Origin of the sequence: Oceanobacillus manasiensis (genome assembly GCF_000724085.1) — a bacterium.
GTDB lineage: Bacteria > Bacillota > Bacilli > Bacillales > Amphibacillaceae > Oceanobacillus_B > Oceanobacillus_B manasiensis.
In genome coordinates this window covers 62948-77855 of sequence record NZ_CCDL010000003.1, presented here as the reverse complement: position 1 = coordinate 77855, position 14908 = coordinate 62948, and the positions used below count along the sequence as shown (strand labels likewise).

Below are 14908 nucleotides of genomic sequence, written 5' to 3'. Positions count from 1 at the left end.
AAAGTGTAGCGCTGCTTTTTCATAACAGCACTACACTCCTATGTGCTCCCATATTTCATTCGAAACTGTTTGGGAGTCATACCATATTTACTTTTAAAAATTCTATAGAAATAGCTGATGTTATCATAGCCTACTTGCTCTACAATGGTTGATATTGCTATTTCATTATTTTTTAGTAAATCCCTCGCCACACTTAATCGCTTTTCTTGCAATAACGCTTTAAATGTCCGATTTGTCACTTTTTTAATGTTTTTGCTTAACCAATAATGGGTTTGATTAAGCTTGTTTGCTAATTCATACAAACTTGCCGTTTGGTAGTTTTCTTCAATGTACTTTAGCGATTTTATAATTAACTGTTGTTGAATACTACTGTCATCAAGCTGTCTCATTTTATCAGTATGCTTTACGAGTTCAATCATCAATAGGCCCATGTATAACTTTATGGAGGATTGAGAGAATGTATTTGGTCTCATAATTTCTATCATAATTTTTTGGATGAGTTGCTGGATGGACTCCACTTCAGAAACGGCATAGTATAAAAATTGACCGTTTTGTGTTTGCTCAAATAAGCTATTGATTAGAAAATCATTAATATTATTCTCAGCGTTTTCCGCTGATAAATAGGTAAAGATATATTCAAAAAATTGGGGGCGAATAATGAAATTAATGATGATATCTTCACGTTCGCAAGCCTTAATCTCGTGTTCGATAAATTGGTTTAATAAAAGTAATTCTCCTTTACGCAGCAAGATGGGGACATCTCCAACCTTTTGTTCCAATTTACCTCTGTATACATAGTTCATTTCAATATAATCATGTTTGTGTTTCGGAAAGTCTACAAACCTAGTATGCTTTCTTACTTTGATCATTTCTTCAGGGTCCATCAACTTCTCACTTTGAATTATGAAGTCACCTTGATTTGTATACAGATCCATTTTCACCATGTTATCTAATTGTAGAATCGACTTCTCTTCATCCGTTTCTTGTAGTAATTGGTTGTATAAATCAGCTGCCAAGGACTCTCATCCTTTCTAAGATACGCTTTAATTACTATATATTATAGCAAGAATATTAAAATAATAGTGGATAACAATGTAAAAAGAGATGAGGGTTGGACATAACACATCATCAAATCAATAAACAAAAGATAAAGTTCTAGTAAGATTACTAATCAACACTTCAGAAAGAAATAAACTTCGCTTTTATCGGGCGGCAGGTAAGTATCCTCGTGCTAGGCACACTTATTGAATAAGCTGTAGATGGCTATTCCATTATTAGCATGACTCTTATGACATCCGTTTTTTGTGATCATCCCCCTACTTATCCTTCAACTGTTGGACATATTAAAAGACGCCTTCTTATTCAAGAAAAGCGCCCTTAATGAAACTTATATTTTATATTTACCAAGAAAACTTAAATAGAGGTATCTAATGATAAAAACTCAGGGAGTTGTTGTTCATGCTTGTCGAGCATAATCTGTTCTGGCTTGATACCCTGTTCAAGTAGTACTATAATGTTCTCCTTAAGGAACTCATCACTACCAACAACATAGAAGAGTCCATCCTTATCTGCAGCAAGTTTTTCTACTTCTAAATAGTAGTCTTGACGATTATCGACAAACTGTGATGTGAACTTTTTCTCAGGTGCAGATTTAAAAACGTTAGTGAATAAAAAATCTTTTGATGAATCGATGTTCAAGGAATGTATTTGGTTGACATTGTCAGCACGTTCCAAATAATCAAGCACAAGCGGTCTGAAAGTTGCCAGGCCAACACCTGATGACAGCAGGTAAACATTTTTGTTTTCTCTTTTAAGTGGTACATTCGAATGTGTTTTAAATATTGCAACCTCATTGCCGACTTCAAGATTTCTTAAAATTGTTTTAAACTCGGAGCATTGCTCTCTAATTCGTGTGGTGATACCAATTGATTTTTCGTTTGGTAAAGTAGAGATTGACATATGGCGGATCAGACTACGGTTCGGTTTCTCCCCGGCATTAAACCCTTCAAATGCAAAGTGGGTGTGGGAGCCTTCTTCCCACTTAAAGTTTTCCGGACAGTCAAGTAGATACGTTTTAACCTCCGGTGTTTCTTCAATAATCTTATTTATTTTAGTCCAGTATATTTGCATTATATATTCTCCTCACTTCATTGTATGAGCCCTTACTGTCTACTATACAACAATTGATAACAATTCTCAATTAAATGGATTGGTTTTTTTCAGATTATTTATGTGACACAAATAACCAAAGGCGCCTCCCTATTATAGGAAAGCGCCCAATTGTAATCTACTTATTGCTTTTCTACTAACATAGCATACTTTCGATAAGCTTTATAGTAACTACTTAAAAGGAAAACTGCCATAATTGCGGGTACCAATTTCAAAAGTACAAACGGCGTTTCAAATAGGATTGCCTTCCAAAACAAGGAACCATCCATACTCCAGAGGCCTTCATGGTATAAGTTCATATCACTATACAGCATAAATGCATATGCTAAGCATATCACACCTAACCAAAAAGAATAACGCGCTAATCTTTTGTAATAATTACCCTTTGATTGACGATCCGAAAAAATCTCATTTTGACCATTATCTTCTTTTTGCCAATATCGTATTCCACTAAATCGGGATCGCTGTATATAGTTCCAGCCATAATCCTCATATATCTCTTTGTAGTCCTCAAGCTTTTCTTTTGATAAATGATCTTGATAATCAAGCCGCATTACATATTTCTTATCCGTATTTTCGAAAGTATATACCCCTAACCCGCTAATATCCGTACAGTGATAACCTTTTTGTAATTGCTCATTAAGCCACTGTTCTTCCTTTTCAATGTTAAAAAATACTTTAAACCTCTTCATTTAAATCACTTCCTTCATACAAGGATAAAATATGCTGAAGCCTTTCTTTTTCCATTTTCAACACGGTGCTTCCTTCTTTGGTAATCATATAAGTTTTTCTCCGGCCGGAATTTCCAACAGGCTCAATCCAACCATGTTTATGCAAGTTTTCAATTGCGCCGTATAATGTCCCAGCAGCTAAAATAACGGATCCATTGCTAATTTTTTCTATCTTCTGCATAACGGCATAGCCGTGCAGTGGCTCACGAAGGGCCAATAAAATATAATGCATCGTTTCAGACAATGGCAATAATTTATGTTTCATACACTCATCCTCTATTCAGTTTAACTATACAGTCTAACTATATATAATGTAATACAGTTCAACTGAATAGTCAACAGTTTCACTAAACATTGTATCAATTAATCATCTATACGATAGAGAGGCTCTGAACATACGTGGTGTATACTCACTAAAAAACACCCACAAATAATTGATCTTGTGAGTGTTTTAAATGATGATCGTCCTTATATAACTCTACCCAGCAAGCAATCATGCAATTGCACTGTTTAGTTTCTTTCGTTTCAGTACTTCATAAAAACTACCGACAAACTGTCCAAAGATTTCATTCCAGGATAGTGTTTCTGCAAATAAACGTGCTTCAGATGAAAAAGAATTCCGTAATGACTGGTTTTCTAATAACAATGTCGTTTTTTGAGCAAATGCTTTACTGTTCTTCTGTTCACATAAGAAGCCACGTTTTTCATTTTCCACTAGGTTTTTCACACCACCTGCATTAGCACCAATGACTGGTAATCCCGATGCTAAAGCTTCTAAGACAACATTCCCAAATGTTTCTGTTGGCGAGGGAAATAAGAAGACATCGCTTGATGCATAAACCCTAGCTAACTGTTCTCCTTCTAAGAATCCAGTCCACGTAATATTTTCTTGATGCTGTTGAGAGAGGGTTCGATACAATGGCCCATCTCCAACCATGACTAAATGTGTATCTTCTCTTACATGTTCGGCTAAAGAATAATAGCTTTCTAAAACAATATCAATATCTTTTTCAGGCGACATCCTTCCAACATACAGAATAATCTTTTTAGCCTGGATGCCATAATGGTCTTTGAAAAAGTCTTTCATTCTTTTTTTAGGTGAAAAAACGTGACGATCCACACCGCGTCCCCATACACTAATGTCTGGATGCAGCTGCTTCGCTAATAATTTATCTCTTGTAGTTGTGGTTGGAACATAGACTTTTTCGAAAGGACTATGAAACCAGTACATATACTTCCATAACCATTTTTTTAGGAAAGATAAAGAATAGTAGTCTAGATAATTATCAAAATGTGTGTGGTAAGAGGCTATCATTGGAATGTTGTGTTTCTTTCCATAGTGGAGACCATATAGCCCAACATTAAATGGTGTAGCGATATGGATTAAAGTAGGTTGAAATGTATCTAATATTTGTTTAATTTGTGTTGTATTCGGAATAGCAAATCGTAGGTCACGATATAGTAAAAAGGGGATGCTATTCAGTCGCTCGACTTGAGGAAAGCTTGAAGGTTGTTTATTCACGGTTGGAGCAAATAACCGGTATTCAATACCTTGTTTTTCCAAGTAATCTGTATAACGCCTTAACGTTAAAGCTACGCCATTAATCTCAGGAGCATACGTGTCAGTGAAAATTGCGATTCGCATTCAACCACTCCCCTTTTTATATAACTTAATGTATCCAACGCCACAAATATAACAAATTATTTTTGAGGTAGTGTTGAGTTTTCTTTAAGATAAAATTTACAAGGTGGTTTTCACCGTCACATCAGTGTTCATGATCTTGATCAATTTGCATAACAATAACAGCAATATTTCTACGTTAAAGAACGATTCACTTAGACCGTACTTCTGAAAAGCAATCCTAATAGCTTAGATAATATGCCCTGTTGAAACTTGTATAACCAAATACGTTCAATTCTTCACCCTCCTGTTACGGAAATTTTAATTTTTGTAACGCTTTTTAACGAATAGCGAGTATTATACGACCGTCTCTTGTAAAAATACAACTCATGATTTATTAACCCTATGCACTAAAACGACACCCTTTCGTTCTCGTTAGTTTGTTAGCTATTCCATGTCATAACCATCCCTGCCATATAAAGTGTCATCTTGCCCCTTTCTCGTTCTTGTCAGTTCTTCCAAGCATTAAAACGATACTCCATGATGGTACAACTTTCATGAGCTTTCGATTTTAATGTAAATCATTTTCTTTTTGGCTCACTCAAAAAATCTCACTTTCTTTTTATTCACTAGATTTATGTATCTGTATCGTTACCCCTTTAGCATTACGAGTTTTGTCATTTTCATTAGTATGTGTGTTTTGCAGTATCATAAGTCCTCTTGGCATGTAAAATGTCATCTCGTCTGGTTATCGTGCTTCTCGCAAAATTCAAATATTAAATATACTCCATTATGGTACTACCTTCATGAGCTTTTGAATTTCAAACTGGTCTCATTCATGTTGTTCTTACCAAAACAAAAGCACCTGTTGCCTAAAAGGCAACCAAGTGCTTTATAGTTTACTTTTCTTCAAATTCCTTTATTCTCTCTAATAAATCAAAATCTAGCTGTTCTTTATTTTGACTTATATATTTATATTCAAAGTACTTAATTCTATCTGTTGGACCAAATTCACTTTCATGCCAATTTGTATAATCAAAATGTACGTTTAATTTACCTGCATCATTTAATATTAATGTCACTGAAAACCAAGGGTCTTGGTCATTATCAGTAAAAACTTTTTGGAGTTCAACAGTAAGTTGAAATAATTGATGTAGTTCTTTATTATAAGCCCTCTTATCTACACTATATAATTTTGGAATATAATGTGAAAAAATGTGTTGGTCCTCACCTTTTGGCGTAAAAAAGAAGAAAACTCCTCCTTCTCCTTCCTTAACTTCACCATTAAAATAGAAATTATCCCATTCAGTTGGAATCATATCATTAACCTGTTGTGCAATTTCTTTATATAACTCGTTTAATTCTGTTTCAAAACTCATCAATATCAGCCTCCTGATTTATTTGCAATCTCGCGAATCACTGGAAATTGGCCTTCAACTTCATATTCGACCATAAACGAATATGGTCGCATTGAATTATTAGAATAGATCGGTTCAATACTAACAGAGACTTTCTTGGGCGGTACCTCTTTCAATGCATTAGCCCATTCAGTCTCCATTTCGTACCAAACTCCTCCCCTCCTATTTATTTGACTATTTTGTGGTACAAGATTATCAATATCAGGAGGACCATTAAATTGTGCTCCTACTAAATGTCCGCCATCATCATCTGTTAATCTGTCTTTCCCCCCTACATTTGCCTGAGCGTATTTATTTCTATTAGCCTTTTTCAATACAAGTTCGGGAGCATCTACATTTACAATACGACCAAGTTCATCGGTAGTATATTTGTAGTTATCATTGGTTACGTACTTAGTATTTGGGTGTAGTTGTTTCTTACCATTTTCACCTTTTATTATGTGCTTTCCAAAATCAATTTCTTTAACTTCGTTGACTATATTACCATTACCCGTACTCTCATCAGAGTTTTTAGTATTACTATTATCACTACTCTTTCCACTTCGATTACCGTCCATTTTAACTAAATGATAAGCTCCTGTCGAATCTTGTACAAGTCCGATTTCTGGCATTTTTGTTCGAAACCACTCGCGGATATTCGTCAGAGTTGGTAATTTCCCATTGTTGTAAGTAATGTTATTGGAAACAGTAGAACTTGTTGAATCTTTGTCTTTTTTTGATGCAGTTTTATCGCTTGATGGTTTGTTATTTGGTGTAGAAACACTCGTTTTAGGACCTGGCTTACGTATGAACATAAACATCCCCATCGAGATGACATGGGCAATATGTTCTTTGGAATTTGGATCATCTGGGTTTACCGCACCCTTCACTAGATCAACGCCCCCCATGGTTATCCAGTTCGCAAAATCGGCAGGAGAGTTTAACATGTTATCCTTATAACCTACCATCGAATCGTACGTATCTTTTCCAGCATCTAACGCTCCTATCGTTGCGTAGTTTGCAAAGTCATAAAATGAATTCATTTTATTGGCATTTAAATCTTTTAAATGATGGCCAAATCCTTGAACGGTGTCCTTCCCTAACTCAACAGTAGAGTTCGCCATTTTCTTGAATCCATTACCTAATCTCGTAAGGAACTTTTCTTCCGGCTCTTCCACCGGCTTCAATCGGTCCTCTGGAATACTTTCTACGAAATGATATTTCATCACACCATCTTGGTTCAAAAAGGAACGCACAATTCTACCATCTTGCAATGTAAGATAATTTCCAAAGTATTCGCCTTTATAATCCCGTACTGATTGACTGCTCACTACTGTCGCATCTATGCTATTAAATGCGTCTTCTGACATGGGAGACCCCGTCTCGACGATAGTTGCTAAGGCGCGCATCCGATAATTCATGGTCATACTCATGGTATCATCTAATCCTGCACGTACAATCGATGCCAAGGTGTCCCCTATGGCGAGATAGCTAGAACTTGCTAGTGATGTAAGAAGATCTAAGGCAAATTCTTTCGGAATGGCCTTTTGCATGAGTCCGCCAATCATTTGCTGATGGACGTCGAGCTGTTTAATAGCGTTTGCTTGATAACTCGTCATGGTCAATTGGTGGTTTTTGGTTAACGATTGGATGTCGTGGAGGTAGTTTTCTAGGAGGTTCACATCGTTTTTTATCGGTTTTAATTTATGGGTCGCTTCCTCATCAAATTGATGGACGCTCTCAATTGTTTTATTTACCTTTTTTTCTGCCGTCTCCACACTATGTAGAACCTCATCATCGGATAGAGCAGACAGATGAATAAGGTCACGCACAGACCGTAAGATGTGATTCACTTCGTCGTTTAGTTCTTCTGTTTGTTCTTTTGTTTTTTTGAGGTGAGATTTTACATCTACATTGAGATAATCTTCCTCTATCATGGCTTGTTCAGACCTGTCTAACTCATACAGCATCTGTTGAATTTGTCGTAGGGTATCGTGATAGTTCCGAACAATGCCTTCCAAATATACGGCTAGTGGTACATGAATATCTTTATAAAATGCCCGAATGGAAGAGGCTGCTTGACCACTAAACACGGACTCAGTGTGCAATATCCCCGCAATTTTCCCTTGCACATCTGCTACTTGATCGGCCAAACCGGATAAAAGCTTTGTCGTGTTTTCAATTCCTTCATGAATCGTTGAAGCTTCTACTGTCTTCATTTTGCGTTAAACTTCCCTCCTACTCCCCACTAGGATTTCAACATTTCAATCCCTTTAGCAGCCATTTTCTCTTGTTCTTCTAACCCATCTAACGCACGGTAGGCAGATGCAATATGTTTTGTTGAAATCTCTTGAAATTGTTGGGTTAGCTCTTCCAAACGTTGATTGAGCTGGTTGATTTGCTCAACAACTTCTACGCTGTTCCGCCCACGTATACCTGATATTCCATTCAGCTTCACCTGATGGACTGTGGTTTCATAGTGTTGAAATTGTTGTTCAACCGGTCCACGGTTCAATTTTATTTCACCCATGTCTTTCCTCCTTCAACATGTGAGTATACGCATCTTATTTCATGGTAAAATTTAACTTGTTTTGATCTCTTTCTAGTATAAACATCCTTACTCCCGATTCGAAGGGGAATATTCTCCTGTTTTTTTAGAATTATATTATTATTAAAGGCTTATGAACTAGTTCGAAAGTTGTGTAAACCTTCGACTTTTTTCACGTACTTTTTTATTTTTACTACAGAGATATAGTCAGCAATTGTATGAGCAATAGATAGTTATCGGGCGAGTCATACATTATTAAGACAAAAAGAATTGGATAAATCGGCTGCATGGCATATGTATTTTTTTATCGCTTTACTACGTATATTACAAAACTCAAATATATTACGCGAAAAGACGCTTTCTTATTAATAAAAAAGCGTCTTGATTTTGTTTAGATAAGCTGCCTTTACGCATAAATTAAATTGTAATAATAATTTTTCCTTGTAAATGTCCATCTAAAGCATATTGAAATGCTTCTGGGACCTCACTTAAGGAAAAACTCCTATCGATAATTGGTTTAATTTTTCCTTCTTCGATCAAGTCTTTTATAAACAGTAAATCTTTTGGATTAGGCCCCTGTGAAAATGTCCTGTATTTCTTTTTTCCAAAAATAGATAACCATGATCCCAGAGTGGTCGTTTGAAACAATTGACTACTTTTGCCACCAATATGAACGAATATACCATTATCTTTTAGTTTTCTTTTATAAGTAGAAATAGACTGAGACCCATTCGCTCCTATAATCAAATCAAAGGTTCGGTTATCGTTGTGTAATTCTTCTGTTTTATAGTCTATTATATAATCAGCACCAAGAGACTTTGCAATGTCTATGTTTCTAGTACTTACTAATGCAGTCACGTTTGCTCCAAATGCTTTTGCAATCTGAATGGCAAATGTCCCAACACCGCCTGAAGCACCATGAATCAGTACTTCCTGTCCTGACCTTATCATTCCTTTATCTCTTATAGCTTGTAATGCTGTTGAAGCAGCCATTGGCACAGCGGCCGATTCTGTAAATGAAAGGTTACGAGGTTTTAAAACTAATTCTTTTTCATCAACTACTACATACTCTGCAAAAGCGCCCCATCCGCTGCCAGACAAGTCTCCGTATACCTCGTCTCCCACCTTGAGCTGGTTCACTTTTTCACCTACCGACTCCACCACTCCAGCTATGTCTCCACCAGGTATTGGATATTTGGGTTTTATAAGACCAAATGCTAATCGGGCTGGAAGTGGTTTTCCGGACAGCAACACAAGGTTACCAAAATTAATTGAAGAGGCATGTATTTTTACTCGCACTTGATTTCCAACAGGAATCGGTGTTGCCAGTTCTCTAAGTTTAAGTGTATCTGGAAGGCCATATTTTTCAGAGATAATTGCTTTCATCTTCATCCTCCTATAACTTTTTAGAGAGATTATAGTCGGAAATTAAAGTTGCTGCATTGACTTAAGTTAAGATCGTTACATAAAGATCCTCTATCCCGGAGTAAACGGATGTTAACACCCCGATTCGTCAACAACAATCAGTGGGCGAAGAACGATGGCCCCTACTGATTGGAGTTTCACTTTATTGAATTCGTTTTTTAATCCTACTTAATGACTCTGGGGTCATACCTAGGTAGCTTGCTAATTGATGTTGAGGTACACGTTTGAGGAGATCTGGTCGACTTTGAGTGATGGTTTTATAACGTGCTTCTGGTGAGGAGTGAATAAATGTTGTGAATTCGTCTTGTGTTTGGCAGAGGTAGTTTTCCATCATTCGGTGTGTCATCGATTCAAGACCTGAGTATTCCATATACATTTTCTGTTCGGATTCTAAATCAGCAACTACCAATACACAGTCTTCTACACATGTTAAGGCATATTTGGATAAATGATCAGCGTCTTCATAGTTCAACAAAATGGCTTGTTCTTCGGTATAGAAATTAGAAGTGATTTCATTTCCCGCTTCATCTAAATGATATTGTCTGACACAGCCTTTCAATACAAAAAAACATTTCTTCGTTGTAAAGTCTTGTTGTTTAATTAGGTATGTTCCCTTTTTGAATTTCTCTATTACCAGTTCTTCCATGATGGAATGTTGCTGTAATTCACTTAATGATGTGTAGTCGGCCATATATTTAATAAGGATTTCTTTCATCACATGTCTCCTTTATTTATGGATTCAAGTCAATAATACCATTTTAACCAATTTTAGAATGTAAATTTTTGAGACGCATAAGTTTTGAACTTGCTAAAGAAAAAGTATAATGGATTGATCTCGGAGTTGACTGGTGAGGACATAACTTTGTTTACTTTCTAATACCCGATAACAAATTCGTTTTTCTGATGGATTACTTAGGACTGACAACAGTGTCAGCATCAGGGAATGCTTTCACACGAGTTTTCGACTCACTTTCGCCTTTGTTCCACTGAGAAAATTCTCTGAAATATAAAGGGACACCTTTCGTATTATAAAAGTCCGTACTATTCATTGCTTGTATATGAATATGAGGTTGCGTTGAGTTTCCAGAATTCCCACAATTAGCGAGATGTTGTCCCTCAGAAATATCCTGCCCTTCCTCCACTACAATTGTATCTAACTGTAGGTGAACGATGGCAATATATAAATTAGGATTCTCTGGTGCAATTATTACGTAATTTCCAGCAACTGCTACCGGGCCCTTACGAATTCTACCAGCTTGCCCCAACATATATGGTATTAATGTAAGAAGTGAGCGCCGTGCTTCATGATCAGGTTCGCCATTATGAACTCCGACTACTTTTCCAGAAACAGGTGAGAAAACCGGCTTCCCAAATGCATAGAATATTTCAGGAGACTCGGTACCTACGAGTGTACGCCAACTTGTTGAGGAACTTGTTCGATTATGTTCATCAACTGCAATAAAGTCAATTGCATAACCTACCCCAAACATATCCGTACCATGACTCGGTATTCGTTTTGCTGGGGTAGAACCCACTAACCACCTTCCATCAAAAGGAAGAGACCCTGTTATGCTAGGACCACCAACATGTTTTGAAACAGAAGCTTCATTATTATACATACTAAACACCACTCCTTTCATTGCAACAAACAAAATTGCTAGAGTTCTTTTTTCATAGACCTATTATTTAGTATATCCTTTTTTGACTATCTTTGCTCTTCCTAAACAATTTGATAACGCCAATAATAAAAATATTTAGCCATCATGTTCCACATCAGAAAGAAAATTAAGTGATGATATTTGAAAATATAAGTGACGAGACACAAGGGCCAAAATAGTCATAGCCCAAGAACAAACAGTTATAATAAAAGCGACTTTAAACCAAAATGAACTTGTAGTTGATATCTTATATACAAGTCTTCTCCAAAGGTAGTAGTGAAGAACGACTACGATAGTCAATAATGATTATCGCAATTACAGTTTCGGTCACCTCCTGTAAAATGCCAAATGAATTGGGAGCATAAAGCTGATTATTAATCTCCTTTATATGGGTAAAATAAAATTCATTACCTAGTCGTGGAATGTTGATATCCTTGTCTTTCATTGTCGTATCACAAGACATACCTAATTGTAAGCCCATTGGAATAATTAGCATCAAAATTAAAGTGAATTTTATTATCCAAAAGTAAATAAAACAGTTCAAACACCGATAAGATGGAACTGCTTTATTTTTTGGGTTTACTATGATTACATTTATCCTTTGATTTTTTCATTTAACAGTAAACGTTAAGATATAATATCTTAGTAGCATTAATTTTATAAAGTTGTATGTTTTCTTTTATCGAAAGTTCAACATCAACTAATGACATCTCTCCTGAGTATGAGTAAAATCGACGCTCCAATGAATACTAGTGTATATGCTAGAAGTGCGAATATCGCCTGAGTCCCGCCTACAATATCAACAACACCCATTACATAATCTGCAATTGCGGATGGCACATGAGTTGAGGCAAGAGAACTAGCGTTAACTCCGGGCAATACTTTCGCTATATTCTTAATTACATCTGACATCTCTATAGATGCGCTAATCATATTCTCAATCACCAAAATATATACTAGACCAAGTCCTACTGCTATTGCAGTTCCCCTAAATAGAGTGGCCAATAAAACGCCAAACATTGCAAACATGATAAGTATAAACCAGCCTGCAAAAAATGTCTTCACAATATCCACAAACGATGGCCAAGTTATTGCTGAGTTTTCCGCATTCGCAATCAAATAACTAATAAGTAAATCAACTGCAAATACCGCAATAAGAAAAACTAGAAGGACCATAATTATTGCCAATAACTTACCTGTTAAGACCTTCCATTTCTTTGGCTGATGAATAAATATTGTCTTAAACGTCCCCCATCTAAATTCACTGCCAAGAACAATCGCTCCAAATATAACAGCGATCCCCCCCCCTAATATTGGTAAACCCGCAATAATATTCCCCATTGAATTTTCCGGTAACACTAGAGCAAGCATTGCTTCTTGTACGTCAACCGGCGTGTTGGGAGGGGGATTCTTATAGATTAAATAAGATAATCCGTAACTAGAAAGCGCAGACAAAATAACAAATACCAGACCAAATACCCATGTTGCGGGTCTCCTCACCAATTTGTCCATTTCAGCCCTAAAACTATTTAGCATTTTACAGCACCTCTTTTTTGTGTAATAAAGTTTCACTCTCTGTCAATTCTATAAATATATCTTCTAAAGAACGTTCAAGGTTCCTTAATTCACTAACCTCTATTTTGTTCTCTGCTAACTTATGGGAAATGCTTCCTGATAAGGAAGGATCAGTAGTAACATAAAACGCACCGTCCTTCTCTTGAACGTCATCAATATCCTTCATCCCCTTCAAAACTCGTAGTGCTGATTCCGCTGGAGTAGCTCTAATAAATAATTTCACCTGACCACGCAAATCTTCGACAGTTCCTTCTTTTACCAGTTTTCCATTCTGAATAACACCAATACGGTCACATATTTGCTCTACTTCTCCCAGGAAATGACTGGAAAGCAACACCGTTCGTCCTTCCTTACTTAACTTACGGATAAGTGAGCGAATTTCTGCCATGCCCTTTGGGTCCAAGCCATTGGTCGGTTCGTCAAGTACTAATAATTCCGGATCCTTCAACAACGCAGCAGCAATTCCGATACGCTGTTTCATACCTAGGGAATAGGATTTAAAGTTATACTTCGCACTTTTAGTCATCTCAACCTCCTCCAAAACAACATCTACTCGAGACAACGGAGTACCGGAGTATTTGGCCATAATAATTAGATTTTTCCTACCTGACAGGTACGGATAAAAGGCGGGATATTCGATTAGACCGCCTACCTTTGCGAGTCCATCGCTGCTTCCAAGTGGTTTTCCAAGAACCTCACCTGTTCCGGACGTCGGGCGTGTCAATCCCAACAGCATGCGTAATGTAGTTGTTTTACCTGCTCCATTAGGTCCCAGAAATCCATAAACCTCCCCCTTGCGGACATTCATATTCAAATGATCTACAGCAATACTTTGTTTCCCATACCTTTTAGTTAAGTTTTCCACCTTAACGATCGTTTCACCCATTTATCATTACTCCTTTCACTTTTGTTTGAAGACTATCATTATTCATCCTTTCAGATAATACAGGATATTAAATATTGGCAAGCTTTAATCCAACGATTTTATATTCCATTCAGAATAAAAAGTTTTATTTATCGCAATTATCAATGGGCATCAAATTTACTTTATTTATATTGATAGTGAAAGATGAATATCTTGGCATGCAAATCGAACAAATATAAGTGTCAATAATCCAGGAGAAGACTTTGTATTGTAAAAATTGATCAAATTCACTTATATATCCCCCATTAACCTTTTCAATACTTTTCACTGAAAAAATAGACAATGGAACGGTTAAACCAGTTTTCATTACTTTAGATATCGCTTCTTTTACCGTCCATAAAAGTGTAAATCCTTCTGATTTTTCTAAGTTTGTTAAGTAAAGGAGGGTTTTTTCGTTATCGGATAATTGCTTAGACAAAGCTTCCAACTTATCATCCGATATTTTTTCAATATCGATTCCCATTGGGTGTTCTTCCGGAAAAACAATTGAAACGGCAATATTGTTGACATGACTGATACTAACTTGAAGTCTTTTTGAATCTTCCGAGCTATATACTACAGGCTGATTAAAAACTCCCCTACCTATTGTTATCTCATTAAGATTTTTATTCTTCAAAAAATGGATTACGCTTTTTTTAGCAATATATCTTCCAAATGAATATTCAACCATCCGTTTTTTGTATTTATGTGTGTTATACTCTTTTAATTCATCGATACTCAGGGTTTGAACTAAGTTTGATTCCCCACCTAGATTTTGTCCCATTACAAAATATGCGTGATATATTTTACTCTGTCTAGCTAGTTCAATACTACAACTGGTTTCATATATCACCCTCTTCACCTCTCAAAAAATGAATGA

15 protein-coding genes are annotated in these 14908 nt (G+C 36.2%); all 15 read right to left on the bottom strand.

All coding sequences use genetic code 11. The annotated features are described in order from the left end of the window. Positions 1–38: 38 nt before the first annotated feature. Positions 39–1016, bottom strand: a complete 978-nt coding sequence (locus BN985_RS13950) for an AraC family transcriptional regulator (RefSeq protein ID WP_042224171.1) — start codon at positions 1014–1016, stop codon at positions 39–41. 397 nt (positions 1017–1413) lie between these two features. Next, complete coding sequence (locus tag BN985_RS13945) at positions 1414–2130, bottom strand: bifunctional nitric oxide dioxygenase/dihydropteridine reductase 2 (RefSeq protein ID WP_042224170.1); 717 nt, start codon at positions 2128–2130, stop codon at positions 1414–1416. Positions 2131–2291: 161 nt separating this feature from the next. Beyond that, positions 2292–2861, bottom strand: coding sequence for a DUF2812 domain-containing protein (locus BN985_RS13940; RefSeq protein WP_042224169.1), 570 nt, complete (start codon positions 2859–2861; stop codon positions 2292–2294). Further along, on the bottom strand, positions 2848–3165 hold the full coding sequence (locus BN985_RS13935) for a PadR family transcriptional regulator (protein ID WP_042224168.1): 318 nt from the start codon (positions 3163–3165) through the stop codon (positions 2848–2850). The genes BN985_RS13940 and BN985_RS13935 overlap by 14 nt, the downstream gene beginning before the upstream one ends. A 228-nt stretch (positions 3166–3393) precedes the next feature. Next, on the bottom strand, positions 3394–4545 hold the full coding sequence (locus BN985_RS13930; protein ID WP_042224166.1) for a glycosyltransferase family 4 protein: 1152 nt from the start codon (positions 4543–4545) through the stop codon (positions 3394–3396). 875 nt (positions 4546–5420) lie between these two features. Next, entirely contained in the window at positions 5421–5900 is a 480-nt protein-coding gene (locus tag BN985_RS13925) for an immunity protein YezG family protein (protein WP_042224165.1), read from the bottom strand. A gap of 5 nt (positions 5901–5905) precedes the next feature. Then, positions 5906–8137, bottom strand: a complete 2232-nt coding sequence (locus BN985_RS13920; protein ID WP_084157561.1) for a T7SS effector LXG polymorphic toxin — start codon at positions 8135–8137, stop codon at positions 5906–5908. Between the two features lie 29 nt (positions 8138–8166). Next, on the bottom strand, positions 8167–8448 hold the full coding sequence (locus tag BN985_RS13915) for a YwqI/YxiC family protein (protein ID WP_042224164.1): 282 nt from the start codon (positions 8446–8448) through the stop codon (positions 8167–8169). Between the two features lie 435 nt (positions 8449–8883). Next, positions 8884–9852: an NAD(P)-dependent alcohol dehydrogenase gene (locus tag BN985_RS13910; protein WP_042224163.1), complete on the bottom strand. Its 969-nt coding sequence runs from the start codon at positions 9850–9852 to the stop codon at positions 8884–8886. 181 nt (positions 9853–10033) lie between these two features. Further along, positions 10034–10606 (bottom strand): Crp/Fnr family transcriptional regulator, encoded by a 573-nt coding sequence (locus BN985_RS13905; RefSeq protein WP_042224162.1) that lies wholly within the window; start codon positions 10604–10606, stop codon positions 10034–10036. 193 nt (positions 10607–10799) lie between these two features. Further along, the gene (locus BN985_RS13900) at positions 10800–11510 is read right to left on the bottom strand and encodes a M23 family metallopeptidase (RefSeq protein WP_042224160.1); all 711 of its coding nucleotides are present in this window, start codon (positions 11508–11510) and stop codon (positions 10800–10802) included. 286 nt (positions 11511–11796) lie between these two features. After that, entirely contained in the window at positions 11797–11994 is a 198-nt protein-coding gene (locus BN985_RS19070) for a hypothetical protein (RefSeq protein WP_198030021.1), read from the bottom strand. A 251-nt stretch (positions 11995–12245) separates the two neighbouring features. Beyond that, positions 12246–13085 (bottom strand): ABC transporter permease, encoded by an 840-nt coding sequence (locus BN985_RS13895; protein ID WP_042224158.1) that lies wholly within the window; start codon positions 13083–13085, stop codon positions 12246–12248. Between the two features lies 1 nt (position 13086). Beyond that, on the bottom strand, positions 13087–14010 hold the full coding sequence (locus tag BN985_RS13890) for an ABC transporter ATP-binding protein (RefSeq protein WP_042224157.1): 924 nt from the start codon (positions 14008–14010) through the stop codon (positions 13087–13089). A 124-nt stretch (positions 14011–14134) separates the two neighbouring features. After that, positions 14135–14881, bottom strand: a complete 747-nt coding sequence (locus tag BN985_RS13885) for a 4'-phosphopantetheinyl transferase family protein (RefSeq protein ID WP_052360696.1) — start codon at positions 14879–14881, stop codon at positions 14135–14137. Between the last annotated feature and the right edge of the window lie 27 nt (positions 14882–14908).